A 14,231-nucleotide genomic window follows, 5' to 3' on the forward strand; every position below is an offset into this window, starting at 1 on the left:
TGTACCGGCAGGCCGCGGTGTGAGCCGAGCTTGGCGGGGTCGACACCGGGCTGCAGCAGCGCGAACAGGGCGTCGTGGGTGCGCTGACCGGCATCACGACGGTCCCGACGCGCGGCCGCCTCCAACACCGTCGAATCGACCACCTTGACGGTGGCGGCAACGCTGTCGGCGTCGTCGATGTTGCACCTACCCGGACGCGCCAACTTGGCGAACACCGCATCCAACAGGGCCCGCAGTTCCGGAGTGATCCAGCCCTCGATCCACGACATCCCGTCCACCCCGGGACGGCCGAGGATCAAGCCGCGGCGGCGACGGCGGTCGGTGTCGGAGACGACCTTGCCGTCGGGGTCGATGCGGGCGAGGATGTCGCGACCGATCTTGGGCAGGTCATCAGGCCAGCCGACCCGCGAGTGGCCGACCAGAATGTCCTCGGCCTCGGCACGGGTCTCGGCGGGAATGTCAGCAGGCAGGTGGTTCATCACGTCGATGATGTTGCGGACATGATCACGCGAGATATCCCCTGCCTCAAAGGCTTCGGCGGTCCCGGCCAACACGGCCGGGCGCAGATGACCGGTGGGCTCGAAGAATTCTCCGCACTGGCGGGTGATCTTCACCCGCACCGACGCGTCGTATTTCGACAATCCCAGTGTCTGGCGCAGGAACGGCACCAGGTCCCCGGCTCCGCTGGTTTGAGGCAGGGAGCGATTCGCAGCCTCGATGATCAGGCGTGAATCCAGGGCGGACAGTTGGCGTTTGCAGGTTTCCAGGCGCTGCATCAGCTCCACGACATTACCGTCGGAGAACGGGGTGAGGTTGCCGTGGAGGACGGAATTCGACAGGGTTTCGACGGCGGTCGCCAGGTCGGCGATGCCGCATGCGTCGAGTGTCACCCCCGTCGAATTCATGCATTGATTTTACCGCTATAGCAACAACCTAGGAACCCGAAATGTCCAGTATCCCTTGTCTTTTCACAATTTCTGAGACACGGGCACCCATCGTTTTACCGGCGGACAAAAGCGGTTCTGTCGATCGCAGGGTCCGACTGAGAATGAAAGCTCCTTCCAGCGCACCGAGAATCGCAATCATCAGTTCCCGGGCGTCGGCCGCTTCCAGGCCACGGCGGATGAAATAGCTTGTGCCGTCGTCGATCCAGGAGTTCATGACTTCCGCTGCCACGTCGCGGATTCCGGGTTCGCTGTCGGCGACTTCCCCGGCCACGGTGCCGACCGGGCACATGTTCATCCAGCCGGCCTGCTCGATGGTTTCCGCGGCGGCGGTGAAGGCGGCCGGGACTGCTACGCGGAGGTCGTCGTGGACGTCCATCAGGAGCGGCAGCAGCTGGATGTAGGCGGCGCCCGAGACGCGGAGGGCTTCGGCGGCGATGGCCGACTTTCCGGCGGGGAAGTGGTGGTAGAGCGAACCCATCGGGGCGCCCGACGCCGAGGTGATCTGTTTGACGGTGATCGCGCTGTAGCCCTGGACACGCATGAGTTCGGCGACGGCGGTGACCAGGCGATCCCGGGTGGTGGTTGACAGCTTCTCGCTCACCCGTCCAGACTAGAGCAAACGCACTAGAGCGTGCGCTCTAGAGGGGAGATATCATGCCGGCTGTCGAACTGAGTGCGGGACGGGTGCACTACGCCGAGCGGGGCGAGGGGCCACCGGTGGTGCTGTTGCACGGGCTGCTGATGAACCACACGGTGTGGGACGAGGTGATCGGCAAGCTGCCCGAGGGCTTCCGGTATGTGTTGCCGGATCTGCCGCTCGGATCGCATCCGGAGCCCTTGCGTGAGGGCACGGATCTGACCTTGCGCGGGCTCAATCAGCTGATCGCGGATTTCCTTGCCGCCCTGGACCTGCGCGACGTCACGCTGGTGCACAGCGACTGGGGCGGCGGGCTCTTCCTCACCGCTTACGGCCTCGACGAGCGCGTCGGCCGGTTCATCGTGCTGCCCTGCGAGGCCTTCGCCAACTTCCCACCCGGCCTGCCGGGCAAGACGGCCATCGTGGGCGCGGCGCTGCCCGGCGGAATCACGATGGCGCTCAAGCAGTTACGCATCCGGTGGCTGCGCTCCTCACCGCTGCTGTTCGGCTGGATGGCACGCTATCCGCTCAGCGACGAGATTATCCGCGGCTGGACCGATCCCGGCCTGCGGGACAAGCGGATTCAGCGCGATCTGCTCGCCTACGCCCGATCCCGCCGCAACAAGGCCGAGCTCATCGCGAATACCGAAGCGCTGCGCGACTTCCGGGGCGAGGCCCTGATCCTGTGGTCGTCGGCCGGCAAGGTGATGCCGCGCGAGCACGGCCGCCGCCTGGCCGAACTGATTCCCGAGGCGCGCCTGGTGGAGATCGACGACGCCTACGTCCTGTCGATGCTCGATCAGCCGGATGCCGTCGCCGCCGCCATGTCCGCCTTCCTGACCGGCGCGGTCATCGAACACAGCTAGGGCATTGGTCCGATTCGGTATGGTCGAGGCCGCAGACGGACTATCGCACGGGAGGCGCTGATGCCCAGCTTGCTCAGTCGGGCGGTGCCCGCGTATCTGCGGGTCGTCCGGGCCAATCGGCCGTTCATCAGCGCCGAGGGTGCACGCGAGCACATTCGGGAGCGCAGCCTCCGGCCCCAGGCGTACGGCCCGCCGCGCCTGTTGCGTGCGGATGTGACCATCGAGGTGCGCCGGGAGAACGGCTGGCCGATCTACACCCTCACGCCCCGATCCGGGCGCGCCCGAGGCAATGTCGTGTACTGCCACGGCGGCGGCTGGGTCAATGAGGTCGCCCGGCAGCATTGGCAGCTGGCCGCCGATATCGCGGCCGAGGCGGGCACCACGGTCACGGTGCCGATCTATCCGCTCATCCCCTACGGCACCGCCGATGAGGTGATCCCCGCCTTCGCGAATCTTGTTCGCGCCAATCGAGAAAAGTACGGCGAGGTCTGCCTGGCGGGGGATTCGGCGGGCGGCCAGATCGCGTTGTCCACGGCGGTCCTGCTCCGCGACGAGCAGCAACCGGCAGTGCCTCGGACAGTGCTGATTTCACCCGCCCTGGACCTGAGCCTGAGCAATCCGGAGATCCTGACCGTCCAGGCCGACGATCCCTGGCTCGGACGCGATGGCGGCCTGGTCCTCGGCGACCACTGGCGCGGCCCGCTCTCGATCACCGACCCGCGGGTCAGCCCGCTGTTCGCCGACTTCACCGGCCTCGGCCCGCTCACCGTCTTTTGCGGCACCCGCGACATCCTCGTGCCCGACACCCGGATCATGGTGGGCAAGGCCCGGGCCGCCGGCGTCGAGGTCGACTATCACGAGGCGCCCGAACTGGTCCACGTCTATCCCCTGACACCGACTCCCGAAGGTACCGAGGCGCGCAAGCTGATCATCGACGCCCTGCGCGGCGCACTGACCCCGGCGGCCTCCCCGGCCTGAGCCTCAGCCGGATTTGCCTGTCCCCGGCGCGTTTTCGGCCAGCCACCGTCGCGCCCTGGCCGCCGAGGCGCGCGAAAGCCAGGCGTCCTGCACGACCTCGGTGAGCTCCTGCAGGCCGAGTTCGGGAATTCGACTGCCGCGCACCAGGACCGAGAGATGCCCCTGGAAGTGCGGGGTCGTGAAGAACGGTGAATCCGGGTCCTGGGCGAGGGCCAGCTTGTCGTCCTCCGACGGCACCCAGAAGATGATGACGTCGTCGTACCGCTCCCCGGTCACCGGGTCGGCGGCGTCGGGGCGCGGGGTCCGGAAGTAGACGAAGGACTTGCGGCCGACCTGGTAGACCGGGTTGCCCGCGGGCCCGTGCTCGATGGTCACGTGCGGCATACCGGCCGCCAATTCGTGGACGTCCGCCAGGCGGGCTCGGCGCGTTCGGCTCGGCACCCGGTCGAGTGTATCGCCGCACACATCAGCAGCGGCCGCGAGCTGCGTTTATGCGAACCTGCTGGCACAGAATGCGGCAAATCACATAGGTTTGACGCCATGGCGCGGCGTGTCAATGGAAACCTCCCCGAAGAGGTAACTAGCTTCGTCGGCCGCCGCGACGAGCTGGCTACTGCGAAGCGCCTGCTGCCCACCACCCGGGTGCTCACCCTGCTGGGTCCCGGCGGCATGGGAAAGACCCGCCTGTCACGACAGATCGGGCACCTCGTCGCGCGCGCGTTCCCCGACGGCGTATGGCTGGTCGAGCTGGCCGATGTGCAGGATCCAGCGCTGGTCACCCTGAGTGTCACCGAGGCGTTGAACCTGCGCGACGAATCCACCGCGCCGCTGCCCCGGCTCACCGAATTCCTGGCCGACAAGCGGCTGCTGCTCATTCTGGACAACTGTGAGCATCTGATCGAGGCGTGCGCCGCGCTGGTCGGCCGGATCATCGCCACCACACCGGATGTGCGGGTGCTGGCCACCAGCCGCGAGGTGCTCGGGATACCGGGCGAACAGGTCATGCCGGTGCCGCCGCTGACCGTGGCCCAGACCGCCGGCGAGGACAGCGACGCGCTGCAGCTGTTCATCGAGCGCGCCAGCGCCGCCAACCCGGGCTTCCAGGCCACCGCCGGCAACCGGCCGGTGCTGGCGGAGATCTGCCGCCGCCTCGAGGGCATGCCGCTCGCGCTGGAGCTGGCGGCGCTGCGGCTGCGCATGTTCACGCCGGAGCAGATTCTGGACCGTCTCGACGACACCATCGGGCTGCTCAGCGCCGGACCGCGCACCGCGCCGCAGCGCCAGCAGACCATCGAGGGCGCGATCCGCTGGAGCTACGACCTGTGCACCGCGGCGGAACAGGCCTTGTGGGAACAGCTTTCGGTGTTCGCGGGCGGTTTCGACATCGATGCCGCGGAGGCGGTGTGCGAGCTGGGGTCCGCGTCGCTGATGGAGGCGCTGACCGGGCTGGTGGACAAGTCGGTGGTGATGCTGCGCTTCGACGGGGATGTCGCCCGGTACTCGATGCTGGAGCCGATCCGTCAGTTCGCCGCCGACCGGCTCGCCGAGCGCCGCACGGACCAGGAGGTCCGGGCGCGGCACCGCGAGCACTACCGGCAGTTGGCCATGCGCGGGCAGACCGCGTACTGGACCGCGGAGGACGTGGCGTGGTTCCGGGAGCTGAGCCGCGAGCACGCGAATCTGCGTGCCGCCCTGCGCACGGGGCTGGAGGACGAGCCGCTGCGCACCATGGCCACGGTGACCGTGCTGCGCCCGTTCTGGGAGCACAACCGCTTCCTGTCCGAGGGCTACCGCTGGCTCACCGATTCGCTGGCCCGGAATCCGGAGCGGACCGCCGAGCGGGCCAAGGCGCTGTCCTCGGCCGCCTCGCTGGCCGCCCTGCTGGGTGATCAGGAGTCGGCGGCGCGGCTGGTGAGCGAGTGCATGGAATTGGCTGCCGCCCTGGGTGATACCGACATCATGGCCGAGGTGGCGCTGGACCGGTCGCTGCTGGCCTTCGCCGCCAGCGACCGCGAACGCTCACTGGAGCTGGGCCGCAGCGCCATCGAGCTGGCGGCCACACACGGCCAGCACGCCATCGAAATGGACTCGCACGCCTTCTCTTTCATGGCGGCCATGGTGCTGGAGGCGCCGGGGCGCACCGAATTGGCCCAGCGCTTCCTGGAACTCACCACCGACAGCGGTTCGCACCTGCTGGGCGGGCTGGCGCTGTGGACGGTCGGGATCGACCACTGGCGGCGCGGCGAACTCGAGGCCGCCGCCGAATTCCACGGCCGCGCCATCGAGGAGCTGGCCCTGTTCGAGCGCTGCATTTGGCTGTCGTCGGCCTTCGAGGGGCTGGCCTGGACGGTCTCCGCGGACGGCGACCACGAGCGGGCCGCCCGCCTGCTCGGTGCGGCGGAATCCCTGCAGCGCAGCACGATTCGGCTGGCCCACACCATCACCGTCGCGGTCGGTGAGAAGGAGCGGCTCAAGGTCCGGGACGCGCTGGGCGAGGAGGCGTTCCGCACCGCGTTCGGCGCGGGCGCGAGCCTGCCGCTGGAGGAGGCCATCGACTACGCCCTCGGCCGCACCGCCGCCGAGCCGGAACCCGTTGCGCCGCCGCCCGCCCTGAAGCGCGCTCCGCGGGCGGCCACCGCGACCCTGTCGGAAACCAGTGTGCTGACCCGCCGTCAGAAGGACGTCGCCCGCCTGGTCGCGGCCGGTCACAGCAACAAGCGCATCGCCGCCGACCTGGTCATCTCGGTCCGCACGGCCGAGACCCACGTCGAGCACATCCTCACCAAGCTCGGGCTCACCTCCCGCACGCAGCTGGCCGCCTGGGCGCACGAACACAATCTGTAGATCCGCCGGCTACGCGACCTGAATCTGTCACGGCCGAAGGCACATTCGGATCGTGCGCGTGTCGGGGAAAAGCGGGCTACTGGTAGCCGGTGGCCCCGTCGATGCGTTCGCGCAGCAGATCGGCATGGCCGGCATGACGGCCGTACTCCTCGATCATGTGCAGGTAGATCCAGCGCAGGGAGAGGTCGGTCCCGGTGCGCGGATGGGTGACGGTGTGGTCGAGAGGAAGATCGGCTATGGCCTTGTCGCACACGGCGATTTCCTCGAGGAATCGGGCGTAGTCGGCCTCGGCCTGCTCGGGAATGGTGTCGTCGAAGTCGGCGTCCTGGCTGGTATCGCTGGAGTAGAGGTAGCCGACCGACTCCCCCGCGGCCCGCATCCGGAACCAGCCGCGTTCGACCTCGGTCATGTGCCGGATCAGGCCCAGCAGGGACATGGTGGACGGCTCCACGCTGCGGGTCGCGAGCTGGGCGCCGGTGAGCCCCTGGCATTTCCAGAGCAGGATCTCGCGGCCGCGGGTGAGCAGAGAGTGCAGCATGGCCCGCTCGTCGCCGACGAGCACCTGGGCGGATCGGGTGATGTCCGGGGCTGTCCACGTCATGCTCGGACTGTAGCGCCGGGCCGAAACCGGGAAAACGAGTTCGGGGGTGGGAAATCCCACCCCCGAACATCGGAAACCGCTTGCTACAGGCCGTTGTTCAGGAAGTCGATCACGGACCGCTCGAAGGCGTCCTTGCGCTCCACCATGACCCAGTGGCCGCAGCGGGCGAAGGTGCGCAGGTCCGCGTTCGGCAGCTGCCGGGCGGCGAAGAGCGAGCCCTCCACCGGCGTGACCCGGTCATCGCGGCCCCACAGGATGAGCACCTCCTGCGTGATGCCCTTCAACCGTGCCCACAGCGGGACCGGTTCGGCCAGCTTGGGGTTGTAGAAGGTGGCGTAGGCGTCGCGCAGGGCGGCCTGGGCCTTGGGATCAGCCGCGGCCTTCAGGCGCTTGGCCACCAGTTCCTCGGTGAGGGTGGCCTGGTTGTAGACCATGGCCCGCAGGAAGCCCATGGCCTTCTCGTCGGTGGGGTTGGCGTTGAACTCCATGAGCCGCGTAATGCCCTCGGACGGTTCGGGTCCGAGCACGTTCACGCCGACGCCGCCGGGCGCCATCAGCACCACGCGATCGACGCGACCCGGGTGCTCGAGCGCGAGCAGGGTCGCGACGGTGCCGCCCATGGAATTGCCGAGCACGTGCGCCTTCTCGATGCCCAGTTCGTCGAGCAGCCCGATCACCGCGTCGGCGGCGATGCGCAGGTAGTTGCGCTCGTACACCTCCGGGCGGCCGCTCTCGCCGAAGCCGGGCTGATCCAGGATCAGGCAGCGGAAGTGCTGCGCCAGCACCGGCAGGTTGTCGCCGAAGTTGGCCCAGCCGGACACGCCCGCGCCGGAGCCGTGCAGCAGCACCAGCGCCGGGCCCTCGCCGGCCTCGTGATAGCGGAGCTCGTGGCCGTCGACCGTCACCCAGCGGGTGGTGTTCTCCGCGGTCAGGGTCATCAGAGCATCCGATCCGCGACCTCGAGGCCCATGGCGCCCTTGCCGTACATGGCCAGGGCCCGCTCCACATCGTTGATCACGTGCACGCTGCCCGCGTGCGCGTCACGCCAGTTGCGCTCGATGATGTTCGGGCGGCGGATGGCGTGGCCGCCGGAGTTCTTGAACAGCAGGTCGATCGCCTCGAGCGCCCGCTCGGTGCCGCGCACCTGATCGCGGCGAGTGGCCAGCCGCAGCTCGAACGGGATCTCCTCACCGGCCTCCGCATAGCGCAGCTGCTCGCCCATATTGCGCTCCATCTGGAGCACGGCGGCGTCGATTTCCGAAGCGGCACGGGCGATCCGGACGTGGGCGAAGGGATCCTCCGACACCTTCTGCCCGCCGTAGGACAGCCGCACCCGCTCGCGCTGGCGCTCGATGTGCGCCTCGTACGCGCCCTGGGCCGCACCGATGATCGGGGCGGTGATGGTGTTGGAGAACAGCGCGCCGAACGAAATCTTGTACAGCGGAGAGGTATTCACCTGCTGGCCGGGACCGACCAGGTTGGCCTGGTCCGCGGCCGAGTAGGCGCGGTGGGCCGGCACGAAGGCCTTCTCGATGACGATGTCGTTGGAACCGGTGCCCGCGAGGCCCGACACGTCCCAGGTGTCCTCGATACGGTAGTCGGTGCGCGGCACCAGGACCGTGTAGTAGTCCATGCCGGTCGCGGTGGGCACCAGCGCGCCCAGGAACACCCACTGGGCGTGGTCACAGCCGGAGGAGAACTGCCAGCGACCCGTCAGCTCGTAGCCGCCGTCGACCACGGTCAGCTTGCCGGTCGGCGCGTAGGAGGAGGACACCAGGGTGTCGGAGTTCTCGGCCCACACGTCCTGCTGGGCCTGGTCCTCGAACAGGGCCAGCTGCCACGGGTGCGCGCCCAGCACCGAGGACACCCAGGCGGTGGACGGGCAGACGGTGGCGATGGTGCGGATCACCTCGTAGAAGGCCACCGGCGACTCCTCCAGGCCGCCGAAGCGGGCCGGCTGGAGCATGCGGAACACGCCGGCCTCGGTGAGCTCGGCAATGCTGGCGTCGGGCACCCGCCGCTGCGCCTCGGCCTGAACCGCGCGTTCCCGGATCGCGGGCAGCAGATCGCGGACCCGATCGAGCACCTTGTTAGTCATGCGGGCGTTCCTCCTCGTGCCAGAGTTTCCTGCCCTCGAAGCTATGGCCAACGCGGTGTTTCGATCCGAAATAGTCCCGATGATCGGAACCCGGGTTCCGCTCGATACGGACCGCTCGCTGTGCAGCGGCTATTTGTGGGCGTATTCCCAGGTGATGTCCTCGTCGAGGGCCTTGCGGATGTTGCGTTCCAGGTCCGGGTTCCAGTCCTGCGGCTGGGCCACCGCGACCCAGCCGTCCAGGGGCAGGTCGCCGTAGCGGTGGCCGTGGCCCGACGGGACGCCCTGGGCGTTGGCCAGGTCCGCGCTGATCTGCCAGAAGGTGACGATCGGCCACCAGCGGATGGACTTGGAGACGTCCGCACCGCGCGGCTCCTTCAGCCAATCCGGCTGCGTGAACAGCAGATCCGGCGACCACCAGACGATCGGGTCGGAGGCGTGCTGCAGATACACCACGCGCGGGTCGAACCACGCCCGGTCCGGGCGGCCCAGTTCCGGTGCGGTGGCGGCGAAGCGGACGATCAGTCCGTCGGCGTAGACGGGCAGGATCTCCGGCGTTCCCGGATCGCGGCGCCGCTCGAGCTGACTCCAGATCCGGTTGGAGTTGGGCGGGCCGACCCACAGCACGCCGTCGACCATGGTGCGGATGTCGTCGAGTCCGGTGAAGGCGCCCTCGGAACCCTGCGAGCCCAGACTCTCCCCGTACACCAGCAGTTTCGGGCGCTGTCCCGGCGGCAGCTGCGCCCAGCGCTCATGGACGGCGTGGATCACCGCATTCCCGGACTCGGTGGCCTTCTCGCGGTCGGACAGGAACGACAGCACGCTCGGCAGGTAGGAGTACTGGGTGGCGGCGATGGCGGTGTCACCGCCGTACATGTACTCGATGGACGAGGCGGTGGTGGAGTCCACCCAGCCGGTTCCGGTGGTGGTGACCACGACCAGCACCTTGCGCTCGAAGGCGTGGGTGCGATCCAGTTCCCGCACCACCAGATCGGCGATGTCCTGCTGCGTGTTCGCCGAGTCCAGGCCCGCGTACACCCGAATCGGTTCGCGCGCGGGCCTTCCCGTGACCTGGGCGATCCGGTCCGCGGTCGGCGCGGTGGCGACGAACCAGCGGCCCTCCGACCCGAGGGTGTCCCAGGGCGCCAGTGACTGTGGGCTGCCGGACCTTTCGGGCAGCTGCGGCTGGACGATGCTCGGCGAGGTCTTGCCGTTGCGCAGGCTGAACGCCGAATTCGCCACGGAGAAGAAGGCTTTCGCCAGCACGCCCTGGAACAGCAGCACCGCGACCACCGCGACCACGATCACCGCGCCCGGGTAGGCGATGTTCCGCGGCACCCGCCATTCGATGTTGAGCAGCCGCACGATCAGCCGGATCAGCCACCGCATCAGGCGATACGCCACGATCACCAGCGCGAGGGTCGCCGCCGCCACCAGTTCGGCGCGCAGGTAGCTCGAGGTGGTGGTCGGCGTCATCCCCATCAGCACTTCGAGATCACGCTGCCAGCGCGCCGACCGGGCCAGCACCAGGGCCGCGCCGGCGATGGTCCCGACCACGATCACGGCCTTGCTGACCGCCCGGGTCGTCTCGCTCGGATGCCAGAGCTTGGCCAGGCCCTCGGCCGACTCCGGCAGCCGTGGCCGCACCCACTTCTTGAAGGCCCACTCCAGCACGCCACCCACGCCGTATCCGATGGCGGCACTGATCCCGCACACCAGACCCTCGAACAGCCAGGTGCGCGGAAGCAGTGAGGGCGACACCGCCCAGAGGAAGAAGATCCAGGCCACCACCAATCCCGGATAGCTCGGATTGACCGCCCGCTCCGCCCGATCCGCGACCGCCCACACCCGTGAACGCAGCGATGCCGGCCGTGCCGCGCCTGCGGCCTGCCCATTCGTCTCACCCGTGTCGGTCGATTCACCAGTCGCGGTTACCTTTTCGCCCGGTGTCGTCTCATCGCGACCGGTTGTCTCGGCACGCCCGGTTGTCTCGGTGCGCCCGGTTGTCTCGGCACGTTCGGTTGTCTCGGCACGTTCGGTCGTCTCGGCACGTTCGGTCGTCTCGGCACGTTCGGTCGTCTCGGCACGTTCGGTCGTCTCGGCGGGCTCGGTCGGCTGTTCCGGCTCGGTCGGCTGTTCCGGCTCGGTCGGCTGCTCGGGCTCGGCCGCAGGCTGAGATACGGGCGGCTGGGGTTCGGTCGTTTCGCCGCGCCCGGTAACCGCGTCGCGGGCGTCGTCCCCGTGCTCGTCACCCTGCTGTTCGTCCGCCGTCATGCCCCCGAGTCTGGTCGCACGACGGCGGCCACACGAGAGCGACACGCGCGCCGACACCGCCCGGACAACGGGGGCTCAGTCCGCCGCCCAGCCATTGACACGCCCCGGTTGTCGATCACAGATGCTGCGGCAGGGTGCAGTCGTCGAGATCGGGGTGTTCCAGGCGCGCGACCAGCTCGGGGTTGGCATCGCGAACGCGGCGCGCGACGTCCACGAACGACCGCACCAGCGGCGTCTCGTGGTCGACGCGCCAGCCGACCGTCACCTGGTTGTGCGGAGCGTCCGCGACCGGCAGCACCCGGACCCGGGGAAACGGCATCCACCGCGCCGACGCCACCGTCAGCACGACGCCGACCCCCACCGCGACCTTGTGCAGCTCCTCGAGCAGCGAACTCGACCGGGACACCACCGGCGCGGGCCGCCCGTCGCGGTGATCGTGCAACTCCCAGAAGGCATTCCACTCCGGATCGGTGGTGGCCGCCCCGAGCAGCGGCTCGTCGAGCAGGTCCCGCACCCGCACCTCGGGCAGTTCCGCCAGCCGGTGCTCGGCGGGCACCAGCGCCACCAGCGGCTCGGCGAACAGGGGCTCGAAGCGGATTCCGGCCGCGCGGAACGGGAGTCGCACGAACGCCACGTCGACGGTCCCACTCTCCAGTCCGGCCGCGGGCTCCTCGTAGGTGAACTGCCGCATGTCGACCGTCACCCCGGGATGCTGTTCACGGAAGGCCGCGAGGATCGGCTCGGTGAGGGTGAGCGCCGCGCCCTCCAGATAACCGAGCACCAGCCGATCCGACTCCCGCCGCTGCGCCACCCCCGCCCGCTCGACCGCCATTTCCAGTGTGGCCAAAGCGCTTCGGACGCCTTCGAGGAGGGCCGCCCCCGCCGCGGTGAGCTCGACGCTGCGGGTGGTCCGCGTGAACAGCACCAGATCCAGCGCCTTCTCCAGCTGCCGGATCTGCGCGCTCAGCCCCTGCTGCGCCACATGCAACCGCTGCGCGGCGCGCGTGAAGCTCAGCTCCTCCGCCACCGCAACGAAATACCGCAGCTGCCGCATGTGAATTTCCATAGCGGGCGAGTCTAGAACCCGTTCCAGTGGCAAAACGGCCATCGACCACCACAACTCACCCGACGCGGCAGCAACCCGGCCGCCGGATCGCCGCTGCGGACAAGGGGCAGCGACCACGGACGCCGAGCGGCGGCGGTGCCGGCGCGGCGGCAGCCATGGCCCTCGGCCCGGTGTGAGCGGTGTCACCCTCATCGCCTGCGAGTCCCGGCCACCTCGAAGCCTTCTCGCCTCGATCCTGGAGCGACTGGCCCGTTGCGCCGCCGAAACCCCGTTCCGCAGTGGCTTCCGTGCCCTGCCGCCCGAGAGTGTCGACGCAAAGCGATCGGCTATCCGCGGCGGGCGGCCGCGGTGCCCGCGCGGCGGCCGAAGAAGGTGCCGTCGCCCAGGGATGTCCCGGAGATATAGCCGAAGCCGTGCAGGCCGTTGGCGGCCCGGCCCGCGGCGTAGAGGCCCGGGATGGGGCGGCCGTCGAGGTCGAGGACGTGGCCGTCCAGGTCGGTGTGGAGGCCGCCCAGGGTGAAGACGGATGCGCCGGTGCCACGGCGGTCACCGGCCTCCGACGGCGGGCGCACGCCGGCCTTGACGTCGATGGCGGCGAACGGCGGGTTCAGCTCGCGCAGCCAGCGGGGCGACTTGTGGTGGTCGAGATCGGTTCCCTGCCGGGCGAATTCGTTGTAGCGGGTGATGGCCGCGGTCAGCGAGCCGGCGGGCAGGCCGGTCAGCTGTTCCAGTTCGGCGGGCGTCTCGGCGACGTGGGTGGGCCGCACACCCCAGCGCTGCGGCTCGGGGACGTCCTCGAAGCCGTCCTCGTCGACGACGACCCAGACCGCGGTGTCGTCGCCCGCCCAGCTGCCGCCCATGTTCTGGCGGTAGAGCGCGTGCTGGCCGATGCGGCCGGGGTAGGTGTCCTCATTGATGAAGCGGCGGCCGAGGGCGTTGACCACCAGGCCGCGCGCGGCCAGTCCGGGAATGAGGGACATGCCGACCTGACCGGCGGACATGTGGCGCACGGCCGCGCCGAGGGCCTGGGCCATGCGGATGCCGGAACCGTCGTCGGTGCCCGCGCTGACCTTGGTGTGGCCCAGCAGTTGCGGCGCGTGGGCGGCGAGCATGTCGTCGTTGTCGACGAAACCGCCGGTGGTGAGCACGATGCCGCGACGGGCGCGGATGGTGATCTCCTTGCCGTACCGCCGCGCGACCACTCCGGCCACGACACCGTCGCCGTCCACGATCAGGGTGCCGACGTGCGTGTCGAACAGTGCGGTGGCGCCGGCGGATTCGGCCGCGCCGGCCAGGCACTCCATCAGCAGCTTGCCGCCGAAGTCATTGGCGGTGGGCCGGTGCCCGCGCGGGGCCGGGTACGCCACTTCGGTGAAGGGCCAGCTGTTCTCGCCCAGCCACATGAGCCCGTCGTCGGTGGGCGGCACCCAGGTGGGGGCGTCCCACATGGTCGGCTTGAACGGCACGCCGCGGTCGACCAGCCAGTGGAAGTGCTCGACGCTGCCCGCGCAGTACTCGTCGATCTTGGCCGCGTCCGCACCCGCGCCGAGCGCCGCCTTCAGGAAGGCCGCCATCGCCTCGGGGGTGTCGTCGTAGCCGCAGGCCACCTGGATCGGGGTGCCGCCGCCCAGGTAGATCTCGCCGCCCGACATGGCCGACGCGCCGCCCGGACCGCCGGACCGGTCCACCACCAGCACCCGGGCGCCCGCGTAGGCCGCCTCGTACGCCGCCGAGGCGCCCGCGGCGCCGTACCCGACGACCAGCACATCGGTCTCGATGTCGTAGTGGCTCACCTCGCCGGCCGCCCGCGGCGTGACCGGATTCCGCACTGTCATGCCTCGACGGTGCCCGCTCCGACCGCTGTCACTTAGCGCTCCATCTTGCTGAGCGATTCACCGATCCCGTTGACCGGGACTGTGACCC

General features: G+C 69.4%; 12 protein-coding genes. 3 read left to right on the forward strand and 9 right to left on the reverse strand.

Features of this window, described 5'->3' with window-relative positions; translation table 11 throughout:
• Together ACWEQQ_RS09920 and ACWEQQ_RS09925 are read right to left on the reverse strand one after the other, a co-directional pair.
• The coding region (locus tag ACWEQQ_RS09920; protein WP_452347959.1) for a DUF222 domain-containing protein at positions 1–905 on the reverse strand (905 nt) is incomplete at its 3' end.
• Between the two features lie 28 nt (positions 906–933).
• Positions 934–1,548: a TetR/AcrR family transcriptional regulator gene (locus tag ACWEQQ_RS09925; protein ID WP_452347960.1), complete on the reverse strand. Its 615-nt coding sequence runs from the start codon at positions 1,546–1,548 to the stop codon at positions 934–936.
• Between the two features lie 53 nt (positions 1,549–1,601).
• On the opposite strand from ACWEQQ_RS09925, the gene ACWEQQ_RS09930 reads away from it, so the two are divergent.
• Positions 1,602–2,450 carry an alpha/beta fold hydrolase gene (locus ACWEQQ_RS09930; RefSeq protein ID WP_452347961.1) on the forward strand — a complete coding sequence of 283 codons (849 nt, stop codon included), beginning with the start codon at positions 1,602–1,604 and terminating at the stop codon, positions 2,448–2,450.
• A gap of 60 nt (positions 2,451–2,510) precedes the next feature.
• Positions 2,511–3,428 carry an alpha/beta hydrolase fold domain-containing protein gene (locus ACWEQQ_RS09935; protein WP_452347962.1) on the forward strand — a complete coding sequence of 306 codons (918 nt, stop codon included), beginning with the start codon at positions 2,511–2,513 and terminating at the stop codon, positions 3,426–3,428.
• Between the two features lie 3 nt (positions 3,429–3,431).
• Here ACWEQQ_RS09935 and ACWEQQ_RS09940 read toward each other — a convergent pair whose 3' ends face one another.
• Positions 3,432–3,812, reverse strand: coding sequence for a hypothetical protein (locus tag ACWEQQ_RS09940; protein WP_452338772.1), 381 nt, complete (start codon positions 3,810–3,812; stop codon positions 3,432–3,434).
• 156 nt (positions 3,813–3,968) lie between these two features.
• Between ACWEQQ_RS09940 and ACWEQQ_RS09945 the strand changes: the two genes are divergently transcribed.
• Complete coding sequence (locus tag ACWEQQ_RS09945) at positions 3,969–6,272, forward strand: LuxR C-terminal-related transcriptional regulator (protein ID WP_452347963.1); 2,304 nt, start codon at positions 3,969–3,971, stop codon at positions 6,270–6,272.
• A gap of 76 nt (positions 6,273–6,348) precedes the next feature.
• Here ACWEQQ_RS09945 and ACWEQQ_RS09950 read toward each other — a convergent pair whose 3' ends face one another.
• The 6 genes from ACWEQQ_RS09950 to ACWEQQ_RS09975 all read right to left on the reverse strand — a co-directional run bounded on the left by ACWEQQ_RS09950 (position 6,349) and on the right by ACWEQQ_RS09975 (position 14,143).
• Positions 6,349–6,873: a DinB family protein gene (locus ACWEQQ_RS09950; protein ID WP_452338616.1), complete on the reverse strand. Its 525-nt coding sequence runs from the start codon at positions 6,871–6,873 to the stop codon at positions 6,349–6,351.
• An 83-nt stretch (positions 6,874–6,956) separates the two neighbouring features.
• The gene (locus ACWEQQ_RS09955; protein WP_452347964.1) at positions 6,957–7,811 is read right to left on the reverse strand and encodes an alpha/beta fold hydrolase; all 855 of its coding nucleotides are present in this window, start codon (positions 7,809–7,811) and stop codon (positions 6,957–6,959) included.
• Entirely contained in the window at positions 7,811–8,971 is a 1,161-nt protein-coding gene (gene hsaA, locus ACWEQQ_RS09960) for a 3-hydroxy-9,10-secoandrosta-1,3,5(10)-triene-9,17-dione monooxygenase oxygenase subunit (protein WP_452338614.1), read from the reverse strand. The genes ACWEQQ_RS09955 and hsaA overlap by 1 nt, the downstream gene beginning before the upstream one ends.
• A gap of 129 nt (positions 8,972–9,100) precedes the next feature.
• Positions 9,101–11,242: an alpha/beta hydrolase gene (locus ACWEQQ_RS09965; RefSeq protein ID WP_452347965.1), complete on the reverse strand. Its 2,142-nt coding sequence runs from the start codon at positions 11,240–11,242 to the stop codon at positions 9,101–9,103.
• Between the two features lie 115 nt (positions 11,243–11,357).
• Positions 11,358–12,308: a LysR substrate-binding domain-containing protein gene (locus ACWEQQ_RS09970; protein WP_452338612.1), complete on the reverse strand. Its 951-nt coding sequence runs from the start codon at positions 12,306–12,308 to the stop codon at positions 11,358–11,360.
• A gap of 326 nt (positions 12,309–12,634) precedes the next feature.
• Positions 12,635–14,143, reverse strand: coding sequence for an FAD-dependent oxidoreductase (locus ACWEQQ_RS09975; protein WP_452347966.1), 1,509 nt, complete (start codon positions 14,141–14,143; stop codon positions 12,635–12,637).
• Positions 14,144–14,231: the final 88 nt, after the last annotated feature.

The organism is Nocardia sp. NPDC004123, assembly GCF_053603795.1.